Annotated in this window: 27 protein-coding genes; 19 read left to right on the top strand and 8 right to left on the bottom strand. The window is 31.8% G+C overall.

What is annotated here, in order from left to right; genetic code table 11:
* Entirely contained in the window at positions 1-1,401 is a 1,401-nt protein-coding gene (locus tag Q4487_RS04435) for a S1C family serine protease (protein WP_198519428.1), read from the bottom strand.
* A 118-nt stretch (positions 1,402-1,519) separates the two neighbouring features.
* Between Q4487_RS04435 and dapF the strand changes: the two genes are divergently transcribed.
* The 4 genes from dapF (at position 1,520) to Q4487_RS04415 (ending at position 4,676) form a co-directional block, all read left to right on the top strand.
* Positions 1,520-2,293 carry a diaminopimelate epimerase gene (gene dapF / locus Q4487_RS04430; protein WP_303541410.1) on the top strand — a complete coding sequence of 258 codons (774 nt, stop codon included), beginning with the start codon at positions 1,520-1,522 and terminating at the stop codon, positions 2,291-2,293.
* Entirely contained in the window at positions 2,287-2,811 is a 525-nt protein-coding gene (locus tag Q4487_RS04425) for a GNAT family N-acetyltransferase (RefSeq protein ID WP_100895627.1), read from the top strand. The genes dapF and Q4487_RS04425 overlap by 7 nt, the downstream gene beginning before the upstream one ends.
* Positions 2,811-3,854, top strand: a complete 1,044-nt coding sequence (mltG, locus tag Q4487_RS04420; RefSeq protein ID WP_303541413.1) for an endolytic transglycosylase MltG — start codon at positions 2,811-2,813, stop codon at positions 3,852-3,854. The genes Q4487_RS04425 and mltG overlap by 1 nt, the downstream gene beginning before the upstream one ends.
* Positions 3,855-4,016: 162 nt before the next feature.
* A complete protein-coding gene (locus tag Q4487_RS04415) occupies positions 4,017-4,676 on the top strand; it encodes a hypothetical protein (RefSeq protein ID WP_303541415.1) in 660 nt (219 codons plus the stop codon).
* 51 nt (positions 4,677-4,727) lie between these two features.
* Here Q4487_RS04415 and Q4487_RS04410 read toward each other — a convergent pair whose 3' ends face one another.
* Genes Q4487_RS04410 through dnaA form a run of 3 tightly spaced genes read right to left on the bottom strand, consistent with a single transcriptional unit; the run spans position 4,728 to position 7,342 of the window.
* Positions 4,728-5,447: an SAM-dependent methyltransferase gene (locus Q4487_RS04410; RefSeq protein WP_303541417.1), complete on the bottom strand. Its 720-nt coding sequence runs from the start codon at positions 5,445-5,447 to the stop codon at positions 4,728-4,730.
* A 2-nt stretch (positions 5,448-5,449) separates the two neighbouring features.
* Positions 5,450-5,908 carry a low molecular weight protein-tyrosine-phosphatase gene (locus Q4487_RS04405; protein WP_303541419.1) on the bottom strand — a complete coding sequence of 153 codons (459 nt, stop codon included), beginning with the start codon at positions 5,906-5,908 and terminating at the stop codon, positions 5,450-5,452.
* A gap of 9 nt (positions 5,909-5,917) precedes the next feature.
* Positions 5,918-7,342, bottom strand: coding sequence for a chromosomal replication initiator protein DnaA (dnaA, locus tag Q4487_RS04400; RefSeq protein WP_077402668.1), 1,425 nt, complete (start codon positions 7,340-7,342; stop codon positions 5,918-5,920).
* 206 nt (positions 7,343-7,548) lie between these two features.
* Between dnaA and Q4487_RS04395 the strand changes: the two genes are divergently transcribed.
* Complete coding sequence (locus tag Q4487_RS04395) at positions 7,549-7,959, top strand: thioesterase family protein (protein WP_100895632.1); 411 nt, start codon at positions 7,549-7,551, stop codon at positions 7,957-7,959.
* On the opposite strand, the gene Q4487_RS04390 is transcribed toward Q4487_RS04395, so the two are convergent.
* From Q4487_RS04390 to ribD, 4 genes are read right to left on the bottom strand one after another with little or no spacing between them, the layout of a single operon-like run.
* Positions 7,956-8,564, bottom strand: a complete 609-nt coding sequence (locus tag Q4487_RS04390) for a YigZ family protein (RefSeq protein ID WP_303541422.1) — start codon at positions 8,562-8,564, stop codon at positions 7,956-7,958. The genes Q4487_RS04395 and Q4487_RS04390 overlap by 4 nt on opposite strands.
* Position 8,565: 1 nt before the next feature.
* Positions 8,566-9,426 carry a DMT family transporter gene (locus Q4487_RS04385; protein ID WP_303541424.1) on the bottom strand — a complete coding sequence of 287 codons (861 nt, stop codon included), beginning with the start codon at positions 9,424-9,426 and terminating at the stop codon, positions 8,566-8,568.
* 2 nt (positions 9,427-9,428) lie between these two features.
* Positions 9,429-10,031 carry an HAD-IA family hydrolase gene (locus tag Q4487_RS04380; RefSeq protein ID WP_303541426.1) on the bottom strand — a complete coding sequence of 201 codons (603 nt, stop codon included), beginning with the start codon at positions 10,029-10,031 and terminating at the stop codon, positions 9,429-9,431.
* Positions 10,024-11,076, bottom strand: a complete 1,053-nt coding sequence (gene ribD, locus Q4487_RS04375) for a bifunctional diaminohydroxyphosphoribosylaminopyrimidine deaminase/5-amino-6-(5-phosphoribosylamino)uracil reductase RibD (RefSeq protein ID WP_303541428.1) — start codon at positions 11,074-11,076, stop codon at positions 10,024-10,026. The genes Q4487_RS04380 and ribD overlap by 8 nt, the downstream gene beginning before the upstream one ends.
* A 41-nt stretch (positions 11,077-11,117) precedes the next feature.
* Between ribD and Q4487_RS04370 the strand changes: the two genes are divergently transcribed.
* From Q4487_RS04370 to coaE, 14 genes are all read left to right on the top strand, one after another.
* Entirely contained in the window at positions 11,118-11,603 is a 486-nt protein-coding gene (locus Q4487_RS04370; protein ID WP_303541430.1) for a GNAT family N-acetyltransferase, read from the top strand.
* A gap of 30 nt (positions 11,604-11,633) precedes the next feature.
* Entirely contained in the window at positions 11,634-12,485 is an 852-nt protein-coding gene (gene prmC, locus Q4487_RS04365; protein ID WP_303541432.1) for a peptide chain release factor N(5)-glutamine methyltransferase, read from the top strand.
* 63 nt (positions 12,486-12,548) lie between these two features.
* Entirely contained in the window at positions 12,549-14,543 is a 1,995-nt protein-coding gene (gene ligA / locus Q4487_RS04360) for an NAD-dependent DNA ligase LigA (RefSeq protein WP_303541434.1), read from the top strand.
* Positions 14,544-14,715: 172 nt separating this feature from the next.
* Positions 14,716-15,246, top strand: a complete 531-nt coding sequence (locus Q4487_RS04355; protein ID WP_100895640.1) for a hypothetical protein — start codon at positions 14,716-14,718, stop codon at positions 15,244-15,246.
* 58 nt (positions 15,247-15,304) lie between these two features.
* Positions 15,305-16,195, top strand: a complete 891-nt coding sequence (gene dapA / locus Q4487_RS04350; RefSeq protein WP_303541438.1) for a 4-hydroxy-tetrahydrodipicolinate synthase — start codon at positions 15,305-15,307, stop codon at positions 16,193-16,195.
* A 141-nt stretch (positions 16,196-16,336) separates the two neighbouring features.
* Positions 16,337-17,149, top strand: coding sequence for an outer membrane protein assembly factor BamD (locus Q4487_RS04345; protein ID WP_100895642.1), 813 nt, complete (start codon positions 16,337-16,339; stop codon positions 17,147-17,149).
* Between the two features lie 10 nt (positions 17,150-17,159).
* On the top strand, positions 17,160-17,492 hold the full coding sequence (locus Q4487_RS04340; protein WP_013622851.1) for a DNA-directed RNA polymerase subunit omega: 333 nt from the start codon (positions 17,160-17,162) through the stop codon (positions 17,490-17,492).
* A 2-nt stretch (positions 17,493-17,494) separates the two neighbouring features.
* Positions 17,495-18,703 (top strand): bifunctional phosphopantothenoylcysteine decarboxylase/phosphopantothenate--cysteine ligase CoaBC, encoded by a 1,209-nt coding sequence (gene coaBC / locus Q4487_RS04335; RefSeq protein ID WP_303541442.1) that lies wholly within the window; start codon positions 17,495-17,497, stop codon positions 18,701-18,703.
* Positions 18,696-19,586, top strand: coding sequence for a DUF4835 family protein (locus tag Q4487_RS04330; RefSeq protein ID WP_303541444.1), 891 nt, complete (start codon positions 18,696-18,698; stop codon positions 19,584-19,586). Before coaBC ends, Q4487_RS04330 begins: the two co-directional genes overlap by 8 nt.
* A gap of 52 nt (positions 19,587-19,638) precedes the next feature.
* A complete protein-coding gene (recN, locus tag Q4487_RS04325; protein WP_303541446.1) occupies positions 19,639-21,291 on the top strand; it encodes a DNA repair protein RecN in 1,653 nt (550 codons plus the stop codon).
* Between the two features lie 67 nt (positions 21,292-21,358).
* Positions 21,359-22,174, top strand: coding sequence for an enoyl-ACP reductase (locus Q4487_RS04320; RefSeq protein ID WP_303541448.1), 816 nt, complete (start codon positions 21,359-21,361; stop codon positions 22,172-22,174).
* A gap of 66 nt (positions 22,175-22,240) precedes the next feature.
* Positions 22,241-23,242, top strand: a complete 1,002-nt coding sequence (locus Q4487_RS04315; protein ID WP_303541450.1) for a glycosyltransferase family 2 protein — start codon at positions 22,241-22,243, stop codon at positions 23,240-23,242.
* 41 nt (positions 23,243-23,283) lie between these two features.
* The gene (locus tag Q4487_RS04310) at positions 23,284-24,204 is read left to right on the top strand and encodes a YbbR-like domain-containing protein (RefSeq protein WP_303541452.1); all 921 of its coding nucleotides are present in this window, start codon (positions 23,284-23,286) and stop codon (positions 24,202-24,204) included.
* A complete protein-coding gene (gene coaE / locus Q4487_RS04305; protein WP_303541454.1) occupies positions 24,201-24,785 on the top strand; it encodes a dephospho-CoA kinase in 585 nt (194 codons plus the stop codon). Before Q4487_RS04310 ends, coaE begins: the two co-directional genes overlap by 4 nt.
* Position 24,786: the final 1 nt, after the last annotated feature.

The raw sequence follows: 24,786 nt of genomic DNA, 5'->3' as shown, positions 1-24,786 counted from the left end.
TTATTGAAAGATAAGACGTTCTCTTTCTCCTTTTTCGTTTACCATAGTAATACTTGTGTAACCGTATCTGCCAATAGCACTAAAAAGGTTTTTAGCGTCGTAAACATTTTTAATTTCTTTTTTTCCTACAGCTATTAGTACTTTACCTTCTAGGTTGTACATTCTGTATAGCTCAGGCACACCTATAATTTTAACTCCGTTTTTAGTTCTAAATTTTTTCTTATCCTTGTCGTTAAGGTTTTTAACTTCTAGGCCAAGACCTTCAATAATTATAGTTTGTCTTTCTTTTAGTATCACTGGTTTTAGAATCTCTTCATCATCTCTTTTAATAGCTATTTGTATAGTGTCTCCAGGTCTTTTAGATGATAAATAACCATTTAGATCTGCTAATTTGTGAATATCAACTTCATCAGTTTTTTTAATAATATCACCACTTTGTAAGCCAGCCTCAAAAGCGCCAGAGTCCTCGGTTACATCTTCAATATAAACACCATCAACTTCATTTAAGCCGTTTTCTACAGCGTATCTAGAGTTAACTTTAGGAGTAGAAATACCTAAAATTCCGTCTAAAACATTACCATATTCAATAATATCATCTACAACCTTTTTAGCAATATTACTTGGTACGGCAAAAGAATAGCCTACGTAAGAACCAGTTCTAGATGTAATAGCTGTGTTAACACCTATTAAATCTCCATTAGTATTTACTAATGCACCACCACTGTTTCCTGGGTTTACAGCAGCATCAGTCTGTATAAAAGATTGTGTCTTGTTGTTAGTGTCTAAGTTACGAGCCTTAGCGCTTATAATACCAGCGGTAACAGTAGAAGTTAAATTAAATGGGTTGCCTACAGCTAAAACCCACTCACCAACTTTAGCATTATTACTATCACCAAAAGCCAAATATGGTAATTTTCTCTTTGCATCAATCTTTAAAAGGGCAATATCTGTATTAGGGTCTGTGCCAACTAACTCTGCTATGTATGTTTTGTTATTATTTAAAGTAACCTGTAGTTGTGTAGCATTGTCTATAACGTGGTTGTTTGTAACAATGTAGCCATCTTCAGAGATTATAACCCCAGAACCAGTGCCAACTTGTGGCTCTGCAGAAACACTTTGTCCGTAAAAAAAGTGCAATACTCTATTTTTTTCCTCGTTTATAGATACATTTTTAACGTGTACTACTGCGTTAACCGTATTTTCTGCTGCAGATGTAAAATCTACTTCGTTTATACCTGCTCCTCTAAAAGAAACAGGAGTGTTACTTGTTTTAAAAGTAGACGCATTAGAATCTTCTGTTATAATGTGATAATTTTGCTTCTCCAAAAATAATTTATAGGCTCCTAATGTAATTGTGCCAGCAAGCACAGAAACGGCTAGTAAACTTGTTATTTTTTTCATAATCATTCAATATATTAACATTTACAACCGTAAAATTATAGATTTTATATTTTAAAAGATCTAATTTAACGTCTTTTTAACTGCTAAAAAAACCTTAACAAATTATATATTTGTGACTATGCAAATTACATTTTATAAATATCAGGGAACAGGAAACGATTTTGTTATGATAGATAACAGAGATCTAGCTTTTCCTAAAAAAGATACCGAGCTAATTAATAAGCTTTGCGACCGCAGATTTGGGGTAGGGGCAGATGGTTTAATATTATTAGAGAATGATGATAATTTAGATTTTAAAATGGTGTACTACAACGCAGATGGTAACGAGAGTACTATGTGCGGTAATGGCGGAAGATGTCTTGTTGCTTTTGCTAATTTTTTAGGAGTAGTAAAAGATGAGGCTGCATTTAATGCTGTAGATGGTTTGCATAATGCTACTATTAATGGTGATGTTGTAAGCTTACAAATGATAAATGTTGAAACAATTAAGGAAAAAGAATCGTATTTGTTTTTAGACACAGGTTCTCCACACCACGTGCAATTGGTGCCTAATGTTACAGATTTTGATGTTTTTGCTGAAGGAAAAAAAATAAGATACGGACTTTATGGAGCTGCTGGTAGTAATGTAAATTTTGTAACTAAAGATGATAAAGGTTATGAGGTTAGAACTTATGAAAGAGGTGTAGAAGATGAAACTTTGTCTTGTGGCACTGGTGTTACAGCTGTTGCTTTGGCAATGCATAAATCTGGAGATACAAATGCAACTACAATACCAATAAAAGCTATGGGAGGTAATTTAGAAATTAGCTTTACTGTAGAAGAAGAAGGTTATAAAAATATTTTTTTAACAGGACCAGCAAAACAAGTTTTTAAAGGTGAAATAGTATGTTAAATCTACAAGGAGAACGTGTTTACTTAAGAGCAATAGAGCCCAATGACTTAGATTTTTTGTATCAATTAGAGAACGATACAGCTATTTGGGAAATTAGTGGTACTACGGCTCCATATGCAAAGCATATTTTAGAGTTGTATTTGCAAAACGCATACAAGGATATTTATGAGGCTAAACAACTACGTCTTTGTATTTGCGATGCAGAACATACTGTTTTAGGCTTGGTAGATTTGTTTGATTTTGACCCTGCAAATAAAAAAGTAGGTTTAGGTATTATTGTATCAGAAAAAAAGAAAAGAAATAAAGGAATAGGAGCAGAGGCTTTAGAGTTGGTTTGTTCTTATGTATTTAAAGTATTGCACTTGCATCAAATTTATGCTAATGTTTTAGTAGACAATGAAGCTAGTAAGCATTTGTTTAAAAAAATGGGATTTGTTGCTGTTGGTGTTAAAAAAGATTGGATTTTTACAGGCGGAGAATTTAAGGACGAAATATTATATCAAAAGATAAATAATTAATGTACATAAAGAAGATTTTAGTAGCAATTTTGCTAATTGGTTTAGTGGGTTGTAGTGTGTTTGCCTATATGGTATATGGTGTATTTTTTACAGATAACACTAATTTTAATAATGATGATGCATACTTATATGTAAAATCTACTGATACATTTAAAGATGTAAAAGAACAAATTACGCCTTTACTTAAAGATGTTGAAGATTTTGAAGCTGCGGCAAAACGTAAAGGATATATTTCTAATGTTAAGTCTGGTAAGTTTGTTGTTAAAAAAGGAATGAATAATAATGAAATTATCAATTCTCTTCGTGGGCGTAATATTCCTGTAAAAGTATCTTTTAACAATCAGGAAACCTTAGAAGATTTGGCAGGTAGAGTTGCTGTGCAGATAGAAGCTGATAGCTTATCTTTATTAAATGCGTTTAATGATGAGTCTTTTTTAAAAGAAAATAACTTTACCAATGATAATAAGTTGGCAATGTATATACCTAATAGCTATGAGTTTTATTGGAATAGTTCTGCAGAAACTTTTAGATCTAAAATGCTAACAGAGTACAGGCGTTTTTGGAATGATAGTAGAAAGGCAAAAGCAAAAGCTTTAGGTTTGTCTAAAAACCAAGTTGTAGCATTGGCGTCTATAGTACATAAAGAAACTGCAAAAGTAGATGAAAGACCAAGAGTTGCTGGTGTGTATTTAAATAGGTTGCGTAAAGGAATGCTATTACAGGCAGATCCAACTGTTATTTATGCGTTAAAATTGCATCAAAATAACTTTAACCAAGTAATTAAACGAGTACTTTATAAAGATTTAGAATTAGACTCTCCATATAATACATATAAGTATTCAGGATTGCCTCCTGGGCCAATTGCAATGCCAGATATTTCTGCTGTAAATGCTGTTTTAAATTCGGAAAAGCACAACTACTATTACTTTGTTGCTAACGTAGAAAACTTTGGTTATCACAAGTTTGCGAAGACATTATCGCAACATAACCGAAATAAAGAGCAGTATATCCGATGGATAAATAAGCAAAACATTAACAGATAAGCACTTTATCCGTTAATTGGTGTCGAATATCCTAAAAATCTCATCTTTTATGCTTTTTTAACATTCTAAGAACAATATGAGAGGTAAATTTGCACCCGAGAAATTTAAGCTGACTTAATATTAATTTAATATTAGACTGTAAGTCTTAAGAAATGAAACTATATGAGAAAGTGGATTAGTAAATTAATCCCCCTAATCATGATTTTTATTTTAACGAGTTTTAGTTACAATATTATTGCGCCAAAAATAGGAACTGTAGCATTGCCTAAAACACTTAAAATAGATGAACCTACTGAAGTTTTGTATCCCAAATACAAAACTACTATTGTAAATGATGATGATGAAATGTTGAGTGTAAATCCACCTTTTTTAGGGGGTTCATACAATGCATTTAAAGAAGCTCTTGCATTTAAGGAGTCTCAGGGAGATTATTTTGTAACCAATACGTTAGGGTACTTAGGTAAGTATCAGTTTGGTACAGAAACACTGCAGTTATTAGGGGTTACAAATGTAACAGCCTTTTTAAGCAATCCAATCTTACAAGAAAAGGTATTTTATACCAACTTGTGTAGAAATAAATGGATTTTGCGTAGAGATATTAAGCGATTTGCAGGTCGTAAAATAGCCGGATTGGAAATAACAGAATCTGGAATCTTGGCAGCAGCACATTTAGCAGGACCAGGTAACGTAAAAAAGTTTTTACGTTCTAGAGGTACTCATACAGTGCAAGATGCTTATGGATCTAGTATTGTTTATTACATGAAAATCTTTGCAGGATACGATGTATCTGCGGTAAAGTCGGTAAGAAACCCAAGAATTTAAAGTACTACACAATGAAAATGGAAAAAGCCTCAGCGTAATGCGAGGCTTTTTTTATGCTTGAAAAAGAAATATTGTTGGTCTTTTGTTTAAGTCTACATTAATTTTTTTCCAATCAGCAATAGTGTTAGTTGTTATTTGCTCTGTTGGTAAAGTAATGTCTGTTGCAATACATAATAATGTATGCGGAGCAAGTGTTTTTAAAAACTCAGCTAACAATTTATCATTTCTGTACGGTGTCTCTATAAATATCTGTGACTGATCATTATCCTTGGAGATGCGTTCCATTTTTTTAATAGTAGCTTTTCTTTCTCCATTATCAATAGGTAAATAGCCATTAAAAGCAAAGCTTTGTCCGTTTAATCCACTAGCCATTAGTGCTAAAAATATAGAAGAAGGTCCTACTAAAGGTACAACTTGTATGTTTTTTTGATGCGCAATTTTTACTACCTCTGCACCAGGGTCAGCTATTCCTGGGCAACCAGCTTCAGATATTATTCCTATGTTTTTTCCTTCAAAACAAGGGTTTAAGAAGCTAGGTATTGTTTGTGGGTCTGTAAATTTGTTAATTAATTCTATATGTAAGCTTGGTTGAGATTTTCCTGAGCTTATTTTTTTTATAAACCTTCTTGCTGTTTTTTCGTTTTCTACAATGTAATAATCTATTTGTTCAATAGTACGCTTAATAGAAATGGGCAACACTTCTAAGGGTTCATTGTCTCCTAAGGTAGTAGGGATTAAGTATATTTTTCCTGTTTTGGTTGTGTTGTCCATAGCTATTGGTCTTTAAGTGTTTTGGCAATATTGTTACAGGCTTGGTCTATTAAGTTGTATACATTTTCAAAACCTTGGTCGCCTCCGTAATATGGGTCTGGTACTTCTGTGGTGCTTGTATTTGTGTGCTCTAATAAAAGAGAAACTTTGTTTTTTTGCTCTTGGTTTTGAGCAAGTGCAACTACATTATTGTAATTGCTGTTGTCCATCACATAAATATTAGTAAACTCTTTAAAATCTTTTACAGTAAATTTTCTGCAAACTTGTTTGCTAATATCTATGCCATATTTTTTTGCAACAGCAATAGATCTAGGATCAGGTGCATTACCAATGTGGTAGCCAGCAGTACCTGCAGAATCTACAAAAGTAGTAGTAGGGTCTACCTTGTTTTTAAGTATCCCTTCTGCCAATGGTGACCTACATATATTTCCTAGGCAAACCATTAGTATTTTTGTTTTCATCTTAAAAGTTTAAGAGAATTTTTTAGTAAGATCTTCTATGTATTTGCGAAACTGTTTGTCTGTTTCTGCTAAATTATCAACAGTTTTACAAGCATGTAATACTGTAGCGTGGTCTCTTTTTCCAATTTGAGATCCAATACTAGCTAAAGATGCTTTTGTAAATCTTTTTGCAAAAAACATTGCTAATTGTCTAGCTTGTACAATATGTCTTTTTCTAGTTTTAGACTGTAGAGTAGAAACATCCATTTCAAAATAATCAGAAACCACTTTTTGTATGTAGTCTATAGATACTTCTCTTTTGGTGTTTTTAACAAATTTTTCTACAATTTGCTGTGCTAGTTCTATTGTAATTTCTTTTTTGTTGAAAGATGATTGTGCAATTAAAGAAATAACAGCGCCTTCTAGTTCTCTAATATTAGATTTGATGTTTTTAGCAACGTAATCTATAATTTCTTCAGGCATTTCAACGCCATCTCTATAAAGCTTGTTCTTTAAAATGGAAACTCTAGTTTCGTAATCTGGAGTTTGTAATTCAGCAGATAATCCCCATTTAAATCTAGATAGCAAACGCTGTTCTATGTCTTGCATATCTACAGGAGCTTTATCAGAAGTTAAAATTACCTGTTTGCCATTTTGATGTAAATGGTTAAATATGTGGAAAAATACATCTTGCGTACCAGATTTACCAGATAAAAACTGTACATCATCAATAATTAAAATATCTATTAATTGATAAAAATGAATAAAATCATTTCTAGTGTTCTTTTTAACAGACTCTATATATTGTTGTGTAAATTTTTCAGCAGAAATGTATAAAACAGTTCTTTCTGGGTATTTATCTTTTATTTCTACACCAATTGCGTGTGCTAAGTGTGTTTTACCTAAACCAACACCTCCAAAAATTAACAACGGATTAAAAGAGGTTCCGCCTGGTTTGTTGGCAACTGCCATACCTGCAGATCTAGCTAACCTGTTAGAGTCACCTTCTAAAAAGTTGTCAAAGTTATAGTTAGGGTTTAATTGAGATTCAATTTTAATATTTCTAATACCTGGTATAACAAAAGGGTTTCTTAGCTCAGGATTTTTAGATTTAATTGGTACATCTAATTCTTGAGGAGAAACTGTAGTTCTGTTAGAACTTGGTATTTTTTCTGTAAACGGCTCTCTGTTGCCGTATGTGTTCTCCATTCTTATTATGTAAACTAGTTTAGCGCTTTCTCCTAGCTCTTTAGTTAGGGAAACTTTTAATAGTTTAACATAATGCTCTTCTAGCCATTCGTAAAAGAATTTACTAGGAACTTGTACACTTAAAGAGTTATCAGATAGTTTAATTGGTTTTATGGGTTCAAACCATGTTTTGAATGCTTGGGGTTGTATGTTATCTTTGATAAAAGACAAACAATTATTCCATACTGATTCTGCAGTAACACTCATTATAAGATAATCTTTTTTTTGGTTAGTATTTTTGTTCTAATCTGAAAGAAAATAAAGGGGTGTTAACTTCCTTATCAGGGGAGGCAAATATGTGAACAAAATTTCTAAAAAAAAAATCAATTACTATTGAATTTCAAGTTTTTTTTTTGCATGTTGTATTCACAAAATATTTCACCCTTTAAATATATAATTTTTGTTGATATAATATGCGAAAAAATGAAATTACTTTTACTGTAAGATACGGAGAAACAGATCAAATGGGTGTGGTGTATCACGGCAATTATGCGCAGTACTTGGAGCTAGGGAGGTTAAGCTGGCTAAAGGATTTAGACGTTTCCTACAAGAAAATGGAAGAGAACGGTATTATATTGCCAGTAATTTCCTTACAAATAAATTTTAAGCAATCTGCGTTGTACGATGATGCTATAACTGTTGTTACAAGACTTAAAAAAAGACCAGCTGTTAAGATTGAATTTGATTACGAAATTTTTAATGAAAAAGGTGATTTGTTAGTAACTGCAAATACTGTTTTGGCTTTCTTAAATAAAGAGACAAAAAGACCTATAAAATGTCCGGATTATGTGTTAAAAAAGATTGATGATTTTTACGACCTTTAATTTTGAATTTTTATATACTGCATGGTATCAAAAATGTTGAAAACTTCTTCGGCTTTTGTTTTTCTAACAGAAATTACATAAGTGCAGTTAGCTTCCAATTTTTGAGATATAATGTCTAGTTTTTTTTGCTTTATAACGCGCATTACGCTATTCATATCTTTGTAATCAAAAGTAAGAGTGTATAGTTGTGTTATTATTTTCTTTTTAATTTCTGCTTCGTCCAATGCAATTTGTGCAGCGGTCCTGTAGGCGCTTATTAATCCGCCAACACCTAGTTTTGTGCCTCCAAATATACGAGCAACAGCAACAAGTACATTTGTAAGGTCATAAGCTTGTATTTGGCCATAAATAGGTAAGCCTGCAGAATTGTTAGGTTCTCCGTCATCATTGGCTCTATATCGTACGTTATCTGTGCCTAATTGCCACGCATAGCAGACGTGGTTTGCGGTGTGGTGTTGTTTCTTTAATTCTTCAATAATAGGTTTAACGTCATCTTCTGTAGTTATGGGGAATACGTAACCAAAAAATTTGCTTTTTCTGTCTTTATATAAAATTTCTGGGCTTGGATTGTCTATAGTTAAATACGTGTCTTTTTCTTTATTCATATTACAATGCCATTAAAATTATACTACATATAGCCAAGCCAATCCCTATCCAGTTTTTAGCGCTTAGTTTTTCTTTAAAAAATAATATACCAATTAGTGTGGTAAACAAAACAATTGCAACATTGTTAATTGTAAAAATTGAAGCACTAGAAAAATCGGATCCACGTAATGCTTTTATTAAAAAATAAATTGAAAAAAAGTTAGGAATACCAAGAAAAACACCTGCTATAACGTTTTTTAAGTTAATTTTTAGGGGGTGTTTTTTTGCTCTTACTAGTATAAAAATGATACCAAATAAACCAGCGGCTATAAATATAACTGAAGAAAATAAGGGTATTTTTTGCTCATCTACGTGTGCTTCTTCTAAATATTTAATAGTAATATCTATGGTTCCGGAACCAATAAATACTAAAAAAGGAAGTAGAAGAGATTTTATATTAAACGTACCAGTATTTTTTTTTATTGAAGCAAGATAAACAGCTGAAAGCGCAAGTAATATACCTGTTGTTTTTAGCGTGGTTAGGTTTTCATTATACATAAAAATACCGCCAAGTACAGGAATTACTAAAGACATTTTTGTAGAAACTGAAGCAACGGAAACGCCTAGTTCTTGAGACGTTTTTGCCATAATGTAAAAAACTAATATAAATAGTATTCCTAAAAATAAGGCACCTCCAAACCAAGACTCATTTTGTAGTTCTGTGGGTTTAATTGGGGTGTTGTAAAATGATAGTCCAACTAGGCAAGCCACAAAATAATTTGTAATTATAGCATATAGCGTTTGTACTTTATAAATATGAAATAGCTTAAATACTATAAAGATTAAACTAGAAAATAAAATGCTTAATACTAAATTTATCATACCTATAATTTGCTCTTTAGGTTGATGATGTCTTCTTTGCCAACTTGTAAATTCCAGCTTTTAATTCCTAATTTTTCTGCGGCAATTGTATTTTCTTTGGTATCATCAATAAAAAAAGATTCTTTAGCCTTTAAGTTGTTTTCTTTTAATACAAACTCATAAATAGCAGCGTCTGGTTTTCTAAAATTTATTAAGTGTGACAAATAAAACTGTTCAAAACAATTTTTGAACCTATTGTATCTGTCAATATTCATATTTTTAATTACTTGTTCTATGTGTAATTTATTGGTATTGCTAAGTAAAAACAAGCGGTAATTAGTTTCTTTGGCAAGAGTTTCAATAAACGTTAATCGTTCTTCAGGAAAATCTAATATAATTTTGTTCCAAGCAATTTTAAGTTGTTCTGGTGTAGCTGTTGTAAAAATTTTATTTGTATCAGCTATAAAATCATCAGAAGAGATTAACCCTTTTTCATAACTCTTCATTAGTGTGTCTAATTCTGGAGTTATTTCTGTAAAACCAAATTTACTCAATTCTAAAGCGGTTGCTGTTTTGTCTAGATTTATAAAAATATCGCCAAAATCAAAAATTATATTCTTAATCATTGTTGTAAATCTTTAAAGTGTCGGTTTTAATGTTGGTTGTGGTTTTTAAGTTTCCTTTAAACACTGGAGCTTTAATGCCATCTTTAAATGTAGATACTCCTTTAAAAACTCTTGCTTCATCCCAAAGGTTAGCATCAATAAACGTTTGTAATGTTTTAGTGCCGCCTTCTATAATTACACTAAGGATATTTTTTTTGTGTAAAACTCTACAGATTTCAGTAGCTAATGGTTTTTTAAAGTCTATTTCTTCGTAGTTAATACCATCTAGTTGCTTTTCATGATTAGCTTTCTCGGTAAGTACAATCGTATTTACAGATGTATCTAATATGTTTTTATTTATATCAATCTTTAGATTTTTGTCTAAAACAATTCTTGTAGGAGGTGTGCCGTACCAATTTCTAACATCTAATTTAGGGTTGTCTTTTATAACTGTATTTGTGCCTACTAAAATTCCTTGTTCCTCGCTTCTCCATTGGTGTACAAGTTGTCTAGATGCTTTATTAGTTATCCAAAAAGGTTCTGGAGTATTGTTTCGTTTTTCTTGTAACGGGGCAATAAAGCCATCACTAGTTTCTGCCCATTTTAATACTATATAAGGTCTCTTTTTCTCGTAAAAGCATAAAAAACGCTTATGATGATCTCTACATTCCTTCTCTAAAACACCTATTGTTACATTACATCCTGCATTTTTAAGTTTTTTAATTCCGTTACCAGCTACTTTTTCATGCGGATCTTTTAAGCCTATGACAACATTAGGTATTTTATGTTTTATAATTAAATCTGCGCAAGGTGGAGTTTTTCCGTAGTGGGAACAAGGCTCTAAGGTAACATATATAGTAGCTTCTTTTAAAGCTAGTTTGTCCTTAACGTTTTTTATTGCATTAACTTCTGCGTGGGAGCCTCCGTACGGAGAAGTAAAACCCTCTCCAATTATTACATTGTTATGCACAATTACTGCTCCAACCATTGGGTTTGGAAAAGTAGAACCTAAACCGTTTTTGGCAATTTCTATACAACGTAAAATGTATTTTTCATGTATCTTCACTTCGCAAAAATAGAATAATATTAAGATATAGTATTTGTTTCATGGATAATGTAGTAATAAGGCCTATTTTACAAAAAGATAATGCATCTGTAGCAGAGGTAATTAGGCAAGTGTTGGTAGATCTTGGTGTTCCAAAAGTTGGTACTGCTTATGCAGATAAAGCATTAGATTCTATGTATGAAAACTATAATGTACCCAAAGCAACTTATTTTGTAGCAGAAGTAAATGGCAAAATTTTAGGTTGTGCAGGAGTAGCACAATTAGAAAATTATGATACTGATACTTGCGAATTGCAAAAAATGTATTTTTTAGAAGAGGCAAGGGGTAAAGGTTTGGGTAGTAAAATGATGGATGCTTGTATTTCTAAGGCGCGTGAGTATCGTTTTAAAAAGTGTTATTTAGAGACAATGCCATATATGAAAGATGCTCAAAAACTATATAAAAAAACAGGTTTTAAGTATATAGATTGCCGTATGGGAGATACGGGGCATTATTCTTGCCCTGTTTTTATGTTATTAGAACTTTAATTGGTAGGTTTTATATATTGATTTTTTAGTATGTTGTTAAAAGAAATAAAGAAAATTTTTCATATAGAATTAGATGCTATGTATCCTGTAGAAGAGGTAGATAGTTTTTTTTATATGACTATAGAGCATTATCTTAAATTAGAAAGATTTATACTTGCTATGCAACCAGATTATGTGGTTAAAAAAGAAGAGGAAGGTGTTTTGTTTTCTACCATAGAACAGTTAAAAAAAAATGTGCCAATACAGTATATTTTTAAAACTACACATTTTATGGGGTTAGATTTTAACGTAAATTCTAATGTGTTAATTCCTAGGCCAGAAACAGAGGAATTGGTAAGTTGGATTTTAAGTGAAGTGGACATTAATCAAGAAATTACTATTCTAGATATTGGCACAGGTAGTGGCTGTATAGCTATTAGTTTGGCTAAAAACTTGCCTAAGGCAAAGGTGTTTGCTTTGGATGTTTCTAAAAATGCTTTAGAGGTTGCAAAAAATAATGCAGAAGCCAATAATGTATCGGTAACTTTTATAGAAAAAAGTATATTAGAAGAACCAAATCTTAAGCAAAAATTTGATGTTATTGTGTCTAACCCGCCTTATGTTAGGGAGTTAGAGAAAGCAGAAATGAATACAAACGTATTAGATAACGAACCAAGTTTGGCATTGTTTGTTTCTGATAGTAAGCCACTTGTGTTTTACGATGCAATTACAAATTTTGCAGTAAATTATTTGGTAGATGGTGGTAAGTTGTATTTTGAAATTAACCAATATTTAGGAAAAGAAACAAAGGTCCTTTTAGAGAAGCAAGATTATAAAAACATCATTTTAAAAAAAGATATGTTTGGTAATGATAGGATGTTAAAAGGGGAAATTGAAAATTAGTTTTAATAAAAAATATTCATTCAGTCTACTAAAAATACTGAATAAGAAAAAATAGAAGTAAGGATGTCTGTAAAAGAGCAAATTGAAGCATTGCGTGATGAGCTACGCAAACACAATCATAATTATTATGTTTTAGATACACCAACGATATCAGATTACGATTTTGATATCAAGTTAAAAGAATTACAAGCCTTAGAAGCTAAGCATCCAGAATTTTATGATGCTAATTCGCCAACATTACGTGTTGGAGGAGAAATCACTAAAAACTTTAATACAGTTGTGCATGAGCATAGAATGTATTCTTTAGATAACTCTTACTCTAAAGAAGATTTGTTAGACTGGGAAAAACGTGTAGAAAAAATATTAGGAGATTCTAATATAGAATTTACGTGCGAGTTAAAGTATGATGGGGCTTCAATAAGTTTAACTTATGAAGATGGTAAATTAGTACGTGCAGTTACCCGTGGAGATGGTTTTCAGGGAGATGAAGTAACAACTAATATTAAAACCATAAAATCTGTTCCATTACAGTTAAAAGGAGATTACCCTCCTAAATTTGATATTAGAGGAGAAATTGTATTGCCTTTTGAAGGTTTTCATAAAATGAATGAAGAGCGAGTAGCAAATGGCGAAGATCCTTACATGAACCCCAGAAATACAGCATCTGGTAGTTTAAAATTACAAGATAGTTCTTTGGTTGCTCAACGTCCTTTAGAGTGTTTATTGTATAGTGTTGTTGGGGCTAACTTAAATTTAGAAACTCAGTTTGATGCATTAGATAAAACACGTTCCTGGGGGTTTAAAGTGCCAACTGTAGCTAAACTTTGTAAAAGTGTAGATGAAGTTATGGCTTTTGTAGAGTATTGGGATGTTCATAGGCATGAGTTGCCTTATGAAACAGATGGAGTAGTGGTTAAAGTAAATACATTACGTTACCAAGAAGAGCTAGGATATACTTCTAAATCTCCACGTTGGGCAATGGCTTATAAATTTAAAGCAGAGCAGGTTTCTACGGTTTTAAATGAAATAAGTTACCAAGTTGGTCGTACAGGAGCAATTACTCCTGTTGCTAATTTAGAGCCTGTTTTGTTGGCAGGTACAACGGTAAAAAGAGCATCATTGCATAATGCAGATCAAATAGAAAAATTAGATGTTAGAGTAGGAGATACTGTTTTTGTAGAAAAAGGAGGAGAGATAATCCCTAAAATTGTTGGTGTTAATTTAGAGGTAAGACCACAAGATTCTTTACCTACGCATTACATAGAACATTGCCCAGAATGCAATACAGAATTAATTAGAACAGAGGGCGATGCAAAGCATTATTGCCCTAATGAATATGGTTGTCCGCCACAAATAACAGGTAAAATTCAGCATTTTATATCCAGAAAAGCAATGGATATAGATGGTTTAGGTAGTGAAACGGTAGAGTTACTATTTAAAGAAGGATTGATAAGAAATTATGCAGATCTATATACATTAACAGTAGAGCAATTGCTGCCGTTAGAGCGTATGGCAAAAAAATCTGCAGAGAATCTTGTAAAAGGTGTTGCGGCTTCTGTAGAGATACCTTTTGAGCGTGTTTTGTTTGCTTTAGGAATACGATTTGTAGGTGAAACGGTAGCTAAGAAATTAGCAAAGGCTTATAAAAATATAGATGCTTTAATGTATGCTTCTGCATTAGAATTAGCTACAGTAGATGAAATAGGAGAGCGTATAGCTTCTAGTGTGGTAGAGTTTTTTCAGAATGAAATTAATTTAGAGAGTATAAATAGGTTAAAAAGTTACGGACTCCAATTTCAGGTGTCTGCAGAAAAACTTTTAAATCAGACTGAAAAAATAAAAGGAGAAACATATGTAGTATCTGGAGTTTTTGAAATGAGTAGAAACGACCTTAAAAAATTAATAGAGGATAATGGAGGTAAAGTTGGTTCTTCTATTTCATCTAAAACTTCTTTTTTAATAGCTGGTGATAAAATGGGGCCTAGCAAACGTACAAAGGCAGAGAGTTTAAATGTCCCAATTATAACAGAGAAAGATTTTTTAACAAAGCTCGGTTAAATTTTAAAAATAGTAATAGATTGTAAATCAATATTTTGTAATTAGCTTCCTTGTGTGATTTAATATTTGTTATATTTATAACAAAATGTTTTATTTAAAAAACAAAGTAGCTTTGTATCTTTGCATTAAATTGTGCTAGATAATAATTACATTTGTGTAAATGTAAAATTGCATGTTAAAAGGCATAAAAAATAAATTTAAGCGCAAGGCAGCGGTAAAATTTTTAAACGAAAATAAAAACAAGCGTGTTACTTGTTCTAGAATAAAAAAAGGAATAAGTAAGGTTGGTTGTATTGTAGATTTGGACAATGTTCCAGACGGTACAGTTTTTAATGAGTTTATTAAGGAGTTTTCTTTGCAGCCAAATGCATTAAAAATTATAGGTTACAAAGCAGAGCATGATAAAAACTCTCCTTATTCAACTCCGGTTTTTTCGGAGGAAGATTTAGGTTGGGGAGCAAAAATAGAAAATAGTTACGCATTAGAATTTTTAGATAATGAGTATGATATGCTTATTAGTTATTATACAGAAGATAACTTATTGTTGCAATTGGTAACTATGCAGTCTAAAGCCAGGTTAAAAGTTGGTTTTGGAGAAGTTGATGAAAATTTGAATGATTTAATCTTAAATATACCAATTAAAGATTTTAGCATTTTTAAAAAAGAGCTGGGAAAATATCTCTCAGTTTTAAATGAAATATAAAAAGAACGTACTACTATGTAAAGCACGTTCTTAAATTTTGATGATTAAATTTATACGTGTGAAAGAGTTAGTTGGTACTGGTGTTGCGCTAGTTACGCCCTTTAAGTCAGATTTGTCTGTAGATGTTACAGCGTTGCAAAATATTGTAGAATACAATATAGCTAATGGTATTAATTATTTAGTGGTTCTTGGGACTACAGGAGAACCTGCAACACTTACAGCAGAAGAAAAACAGTTGGTTATAGATACTGTTGTTAAAGTAAATGCCGGGAGATTACCTTTAGTATTAGGTGTTGGAGGCAATAATACAATGGCTGTTGTTGCAGAACTTAAAGAAAGAGATTTAAGTGATTTTGCTGCAATTTTATCTGTTTCTCCTTATTACAATAAGCCAACTCAAGATGGAATTTACCAGCATTTTAAAGCTATATCTTTAGCTTCACCTAAACCAATTATAGTGTATAACGTACCTGGCAGAACAGGTAGCAATATGTTGGCATCTACAACGGTTAGGTTAGCAAAAGACTTTAGTAATATTATTGCTATTAAAGAAGCTTGCGGAGATATGGTACAAATACTGTCTATCATAAAAGATAAGCCAAAAGACTTTATGGTTATTTCTGGAGACGATTTTACAGCATTATCTACTGTTTTAGCAGGAGGTTCTGGAGTTATTTCTGTAATAGGACAAGGCATACCTGCAGAATTTTCTAAAATTATATCTTTAGGGTTAGAAAATAATGCGGCAGATGCACATTTGTTGTATAATAAAGTACATGATATTATAGATTATATTTTTAGAGAAGGAAATCCTGCTGGTATAAAAGCAATTTTTGATTATTTAGAATTATCTACAGCTAAAGTTCGTTTACCTTTATTAGAAGCTACGCCAGAATTAAAGTCAACAATAAATGGGTTTATGAATAGTTTTAATAAGCAAATGGCTTAACTTTTTATCATTTTAATAAAATATTAAGTTAAAACTTAGCCAAAAACTAGTGCAAACAATATTGGCATTCCTATTTTAGCGGTATAAAAAATGTTTTTTATATCCGTATAGAATGACTAATTTTGCAAAATGTTTTTAAGAATGAAGAAAATATTACCTCTTTTATTATTGGTGTTAGTCTTGGGCTCTTGTAGTGAATACCAAAAAGTATTAAAAAACCAAGATATTAAAGCTAAATATGAAATGGCCGAAAAGTTTTACAACGAAGGCGATTTTAAAAGAGCTAACCGTTTGTTTGAGCAAATAACACCTAAATATGTAGGTAAGCCACAAGGTGAGCGTGTAATGTTTTTTAACGCAAATAGCTACTATGAAATAAGAATGTACAATGATGCAGGTTATCATTTTGAGCGTTTTATAAAAGCATATCCTAGGAGTGAAAAAGTGCAAGAAGCTTCTTTTATGGGAGCTAAGAGTTATGCTCACTTGTCTCGTAACTATTCTTTAGATCAGACAGATACAGATAAGGCATTGTTAAAGATGCAGAATTTTATAAATACATACCCGGATTCTGAGTATTTAGCAGAAGCAAATGAGATTGCTGCTAAGCTAATAACTAAAAAAGAAAAAAAATCTATAGAAATTGCAAAGCAATTTACTAAATTAGGTGAGTTTTATGATTTAGAATACTCTATATCAGCAATTAAAGCATTAGAAAACTTTATGATAGACAATCCAGGTTCTATTTATAAAGAAGAAGCATTATATTACAAAACGCTTGCAGCTTATAATTTAGCAATAAACAGTCATCCTTATAAAAAGGAAGAACGTTTAAAAAATGCTAATGAAGCATACGGTAAGTTAATGAAGACTTTTCCTGAAACAGAATTTGCTAAAAAGGCAAATAATATGAAGGAGAAAATAGATAAAGAATTACAAAATTATTCAAAATAAATATTAGGCTATGAATATGAACGACTTGAAGAATTCAAAAGCAGCTGTATCTACAACTACCATTAATAAAAATGAGTTTGATGCTGGTACAGGGAATATATACGAAGCAATTTCTATAGTTTCTAAAAGAGCAATACAGATTAATTCTGATATTAAAAAAGAACTTTTAGAAAAGTTAGAAGAGTTTGCTACGTACAACGATAGTTTAGATGAAATTTTTGAAAACAAAGAGCAAATTGAAGTTTCTAAGTTTTATGAAAAATTACCAAAGCCGCACGCGTTAGCAGTAACAGAGTGGTTAGAGGATAGAATATACCATAGAAATACAGCGAAAGATTCATAGAGATGTTAGGTGGTAAAAATATCCTTTTAGGAATAACCGGAGGTATTGCCGCATACAAAACTACATTTCTTGTTCGCTTACTAATAAAAGCTGGCGCTAACGTTAAAGTTATTTTAACGGATAGCGCCAGCTCTTTTGTTTCTCCACTTACCTTAGCTACGCTATCTAAAAATCCAGTATTAACATCTTTTGTTAGTGAGGATAAAGAAGAAGGAACATCTTGGAACAATCATGTAGAAATGGGATTATGGGCAGATTTAATGGTTATTGCTCCGGCAACAGCAAACACTTTGTCTAAAATGGCAAATGGTGTTTGTGATAATTTATTATTGGCAACGTACTTATCTGCTAAATGTCCTGTGTTTTTTGCTCCGGCAATGGATTTAGATATGTATAAGCACCCGTCTACTTTGGCTTCTTTTGATAAGCTTACTTCTTTTGGTAATATTATGATACCTGCAGGGGAAGGTGAGTTAGCTAGTGGCTTACACGGTGAAGGTAGAATGGCAGAGCCAGAAGATATAGTGCTGCACTTAAAACAATTTTTAAATACAGGTTTGCCGCTAAGTGGTAAAAAAGTAATTATTACAGCTGGTCCTACTTATGAAGCAATAGATCCTGTGCGTTTTATAGGCAATCACTCATCTGGTAAAATGGGGTATGAGCTTGCTTTGGCAGCAGCAAACAAAGGAGCTAAAGTAGTTTTAGTTTCTGGCCCATCACACCTAACTATTTCTCATGATAATGTTACACTTGTACGTGTAAAATCTGCAGATGAAATGTATGATGAAGTACATAAACATTATGTGCATTTTGATATTGCTATATGTGCTGCTGCAGTTGCAGACTATAAGCCTAAAACTATTGCAGATCAAAAAATAAAAAAGAATGATGCTGAGATGCAAATAACTCTTGTTAAAAATAAGGATATTTTATTTTCTTTAGGAGAACAAAAGAAGCATCAATTTTTAGTAGGCTTTGCGTTAGAGACTCAAAACGAAGTGGAAAACGCTACAAAAAAGCTTAAAAAGAAGAATTTAGATATTATAATACTTAACTCTTTAAATGATACAGGAGCTGGTTTTGGAAAATCAACCAATAAAATATCAATTATAGATAAGAAATTAGATATAAAAACGTTTAAACTAAAGACAAAGGCAGATGTTGCCTTAGATATTGTAAATGAAATTATTATAAAAACGAATGTATAAATTTATAATTGCTTTTTTTTGTTTTGCTATTTTTTCTACTGCCACGGCACAAGAACTTAACTGTACAGTAACAGTAAACTCTGACCAAGTAGGGCAAACAAACCAGCAAGTTTTTAAAACATTAGAGCGTGCGCTTAATGATTTTATGAATAAAACTAAGTGGACAAATCGTATTTATAAAGAACAAGAACGTGTAAACTCTAGAATGTTTATTACTGTTACAGAGTACTCATCTAATAGTTTTAAAGCAAATATTCAAATACAATCTTCTAGACCTGTTTTTAATACATCATACGAGACACCTATTTTTAATTATAAAGACAATCAGTTTAATTTTAATTATATAGAGTTTCAGCCATTGGTGTATAACCAAAATACGTTTGATTCTAATTTGGTAGGAGTAATGTCTTACTATGCATATATTATGTTAGGTTTAGATGCAGATAGTTTTGCTCTAGAGGGAGGTACAGAACATTTTAAAAAAGCACAAGGTATTGTTACTCAAGCTCAGGGTAGTAGTGCAGCAGGGTGGAGTCAGTCTTCTAGTGAAAGAACTCGTTTTGAACTTGTAGATAACATTTTATCTAACGCTTACAGGGAATATAGAGTTGCAATGTATAACTACCATAGAAAAGGTATGGATGTGCTTGCAGATAATAACAGTACAGGAAAACAAGTAATTTCTGGTACTATACGTTTGCTGTCTACCATAGCTAAGCGTAGAACTAATGCGTTTGTATTGCAAACTTTTTTTGATGCAAAGTCAGATGAAATTGTAAGTATTTTTTCTGATGGCCCTAAAATGGATGTTGTAAAACTTAAAGAAGTTTTAAATACAGCAGCGCCTTTTTATTCTAGTACGTGGAATAAAATAAAATATTAACCCTCACTTTTTATATTATAATTATATTTGATGTAATTTTTAATTACACAAATTGTTAGTAACACTTTCTATAAAAAATTACGCTTTAATAGACCATTTAAATGTGTCTTTTACCAATGGTTTTACGGTAATAACCGGAGAAACTGGCGCGGGTAAATCTATCTTATTAGGTGGTTTAGCATTGGTGCTAGGTAAGCGAGCAGATTTATCATCATTAAGAGATAAGGAAAAAAAATGTGTTATAGAGGCAGAGTTCTCTATAGGCAAATACAATCTTAAGTCTTTTTTTAATGATAATGATGTGGATTATGAAGAACACACTATTATTAGGAGAGAGATACTGCCAAGTGGTAAGTCTAGAGCTTTTATTAATGATTCTCCTGTTAGGTTAGCAACTTTAACCGCTTTAGGAGATAGTTTAATAGATGTTCACTCTCAAAACCAAACGCTACAATTAGGAGATAATGCCTATCAATTTAAAGTAATAGATGGTTTAGCTTCTAATGCAGATCTTTTAGCTATTTATGAAAAAGATTTGCGTTCATTTAAAAAGGAAACCAAAGCATTAGAGTTACTGCTACAAGAAAAACAAGATGGTATTAAAGAACATGATTATAATACTTTTTTGTTAAGTGAGTTAGAAAGTGCCCCTTTAAAAGAAGGAATTTTAGAAGAATTAGAAGAGCAGTACGAGCAGCTTAATAATGTAGAAAACATTATGGAGCACTTGTCTAAAGGACACCAGTTAATTTCTGATGAGCAAGTTGGTATTTTAAATTTATTAACAGAATTAAAACAAGCATCTAGCAAATTGGCAGGTTTTGGTTCGCAATTCACAAGTTTAAACGATCGTGTACAATCTGTTTTTATAGAGGTTGATGATATTTTTGAGGAGTTTGAAAGTTTAGAGAATAGCGTAGAAGCTAATCCTAAATTGCTTGAAGAGGTAAACACTAAATTGCAACTGTTGTACGATTTGCAAAAAAAACACGGTGTTTTAGAGATTGAAGAGTTGTTAAAAATAAAAGAAGAATTAGCTGTCAAGGTTGATGCTACAGAGAATATAGATGCAACAATAAAAGCAAAAGAAGCAGAAATTGAGGCCAAAGAAAAAGCACTAAATACAATTTGTGCAAAAATATCTAAGCAGCGTAAGGCAATTGTACCGGAGTTAAAAAAGCAACTAGAAGCAATTTTAGAGTCTTTGGGTATGCCGAGCGCAGAATTTAAGATAGAAATAAGTGCAGCACAAAGTTTTATGTATAATGGGAAAGACGAACTTGTTTTTCAGTTTTCTGCAAATAAAGGATCTGCTTTTGGTGAGTTGAAAAAAGTGGCATCTGGAGGAGAGCTTTCTCGTATTATGTTAGCTATAAAGGCAGTTTTAGCTAAATATGAAGATTTACCAACCCTTATGTTTGATGAGATAGATACAGGAGTTTCTGGAGAAATATCTAACAGAATGGGAGTTATTATGCAAGAGATGAGTAGTAGTATGCAGATATTCTCTATTACACACTTGCCGCAAGTAGCATCTAAAGGTAATCATCATTACAAAGTATATAAAGAAGATAAAAATAACGTAACGCACACGCAAATGAAGCAACTTACTACAGAAGAAAGAGTAGTGGAGTTAGCAGAAATGTTGGGAGGTAAAGATTTATCAGATTCTGCTATTGCACACGCAAGGCAGTTATTGAATTAGAAGCATTGCATTCTACTTTTTTTGAATATCTTTACGCGCACATAAAAATTACCAAAATAAACAGCAAATGGCATACAATTTATTAAAAGGAAAAAGAGGTATTATATTTGGAGCATTAGATGAAAATTCTATTGCTTGGAAAACTGCAGAAAGAGTACACGCAGAAGGTGGTACTTTTGTGTTAACTAACGCACCTATAGCAATGCGTATGGGGCAAATAAAGCAGTTGGCAGAAAAAACAGGATCAGAAATTATACCTGCAGATGCAACTAGCGAAGAAGATTTAAACAACTTGGTAGCAAAGGCTACAGAAATTTTGGGAGGTAAATTAGATTTTGTTTTACACTCTATAGGAATGTCTGTAAACGTAAGAAAAGGTCGTGCTTATACAGATGAGAAGTATGATTTTACTGCAAAAGGTTGGGATGTTTCTGCATTGTCTTTTCATAAAGTAATGCAAAGTTTATATAAAGCAGATGCAATGAACCAGTGGGGAAGTATTGTAGCTTTAACTTATATGGCTGCACAACGTACATTTCCAGATTATAATGATATGGCAGATAATAAAGCATATTTAGAATCTGTAGCTCGTAGTTTTGGTTATTTCTTTGGTAAAGAAAAGCAAGTACGTGTAAATACAATTTCTCAGTCTCCAACGCCAACAACAGCAGGTCAAGGTGTTAAAGGTTTTGGTGGTTTTATTGCTTATGCAGATAAAATGTCTCCTTTAGGTAATGCAACTGCTCAGGATTGTGCAGATTATACTGTTTCTTTGTTTTCAGACCTTACAAAGAAAGTAACTATGCAAAACTTATTTCATGATGGAGGTTTTTCTAACACAGGAGTTAGCCAAGAGGTAATAGAGCATTTTACAGAAGAATAAGAATAATATAATATAGTAAGAGCCATCCTTTTTTTGGGGTGGCTTTTATGTTTACAGTGGTACTACATGAATTTTTTGTTTTCTTTTATAGTTCCGGTTTATAACAGGCCTAATGAAATTAGAGAGTTGTTGCAAAGTTTAGAGCAGCAAACCTACACAAAACCTTATGAGATTGTTATTGTGGAAGATGGTTCTACTATTAGCTCAGAAGAAGAGGTTTCTCGTTTTTCTAGTTTACCAATATCATATTATAAAAAAGAGAATTCAGGACCAGGAGATTCTAGAAATTACGGAATGCGAAAAGCTAAGGGTAATTACTTTATAGTCTTAGATTCAGATTGTATTTTACCATCACATTATTTAGAAACTGCAGAAGCATCACTGCAAAAAGACTATGTAGACTGTTACGGCGGGCCAGATGCGGCACATGAATCTTTTTCTACAGTCCAAAAAGCAATTAATTACGCAATGACATCGTTTTTTACAACAGGTGGTATACGCGGAGGTAAAAAGGCAGTAGATAAATTTCAGCCTCGTAGTTTTAACATGGGTATTTCTAAAGAGGCTTTTGAACAAACTGGTGGCTATGGTAATATTCATCCTGGTGAGGACCCAGATTTAACTATTAGAATCTGGAATAACGGTTTTAAAACCAAATTAATACCAGAAGCTTACGTGTATCATAAGCGTAGAATAGACTGGAATAAATTTTACATTCAGGTAAACAAGTTTGGTATGGTACGCCCAATATTAAATAAATGGCATCCAGAAACAGCTAAAATTACGTATTGGTTTCCGGCTTTATTTTGCTTTGGGTTTTTAGTTTCACTATTGGCTTCGTTTTTAGGACTACCCTGGTTTTTATATTGTTATAGTTTGTATTTTACGCTGTTATTTATAGATTCGCTTATAAAAAATAAAAGTATTGTAATTGCGTTTTTATCTTTGGTAGCTGTAACAATACAATTTGTTGGGTATGGTTATGGCTTTTTAAAATCTACTTTAACTTTAAACTCAAGTAAAAAGACTGCACAAGAATTATTTCCTAAATTATTTTTTAAATTATAAAGGTGTTAAGTAAAATAAAAAACGGACTAAATAAACGTAAAGTGAAAATATTTTCACTGTTTTTACTATGTGCTACAATGGCGTGGTTTATTAGTAATTTGTCTGATTCTTATACCGCAAATACTTATTTTAATTTAGAGTACATAAACGTACCAGATAGTTTATTTTTTGCAGAAAAACACCAGAAAGAAGTTCAGGTAAAAGTACACGCTGGAGGTTTTCAGTTGTTACGTTTAAATACTTTTAGAAAAAATATTAAAGTAGATTTAAAAAGTGTAGAACATAAAGGAGATAAGTTTTTTCTTAGACAGTCTGTGTTTAGGAAGCAAATAGAACAACAATTGCCCAACTCATTATCTTTAACAGAAGTTGGTTTTAGTGACACTTTGTATTTAGATTTGTATAAGTTGCATACAAAAAAAGTTCCTGTTATATCTAGTGTTAAAGTAGATTTAGCGCAAAATTATGTGCTAGATAAAGAGCTTAAAATAACACCAGATTCCATAAAAATTTCAGGACCAAAAACAGAGATAGATTCTATTAACTATGTTAGATCAGAAGAATATGATTTTAGTAATATTTCTTCAAACTTTAAGCAAAAACTAGGTTTATTGTTACCTCAAGATCTAACCAATACAAAGTTTTCTAACGAGAGTGTTGTTGTTTCTGGTGAGGTCTTTCGTTTTTCAGAGAAAATAATTACAGTGCCAGTTACTGTGTTAAATTTACCAGAAAACGTAAGTATTAGAACGTTTCCTAATAAAGTTTCTATTTTGTGTAAAGCAAAAGTTACAGATTTAAAAGAGGTTAAAGTGTCTGATTTTAGTTTAACTGCAGACTTTAATGATTATGTAGATGAAAACTCACCAATTTTAAAGTTAAAACTAAGTAAAAAGCCAGAGGGTGTATATAGTGCTAAGTTAAAAGAAGAAGCTGTAGAATTTATTTTAAACAGAAAATGAAAATAGTAGGTTTAACAGGAGGTATAGGTAGTGGAAAAAGTACAGCAGCAAAAATGTTTGCAGATTTAGGTGTTCCTGTTTATAATTCGGACCTAGAAGCTAAACAGTTAATGCATACTTCTGTTAGTGTTAAAGAGCAAATAGCAAGGTTATTAGGTAAAGATGCTTATGTAAACAATGTTTTAAATAGAGAATATATAGCAGAAAAGGTATTTGCGGATGCTAGTTTGTTAGAGCAGCTAAATAATATTGTACACCCAGTTGTAAGAGAGCACTTTTTAGAGTGGACTAAAAAACAAGACGCACCCTATGTTATACAGGAAAGCGCAATTATTTTTGAAAATAAAAACCAAGATTTCTACGACTACATAATTTTGGTTACAGCACCTTTGGAAGTCAGAATTAATAGGATTTTAAAAAGGGATAATACTACACGAGAAAAAATTCTTTCTAGAATGAACAATCAATGGACAGATGAAAAGAAAGAAAAAATGTCTGATTTTAAGTTAATAAATGAAGATATTGTAAATTTAGAGTTAAAAATAAATGAAATTCACTCTATATTAAGGAGCTTATCTTAAT

Source organism: Cellulophaga sp. 3_MG-2023, assembly GCF_030546975.1.
GTDB lineage: Bacteria > Bacteroidota > Bacteroidia > Flavobacteriales > Flavobacteriaceae > Cellulophaga.
This window is presented reverse-complemented; position numbering and strand designations above follow the sequence as displayed.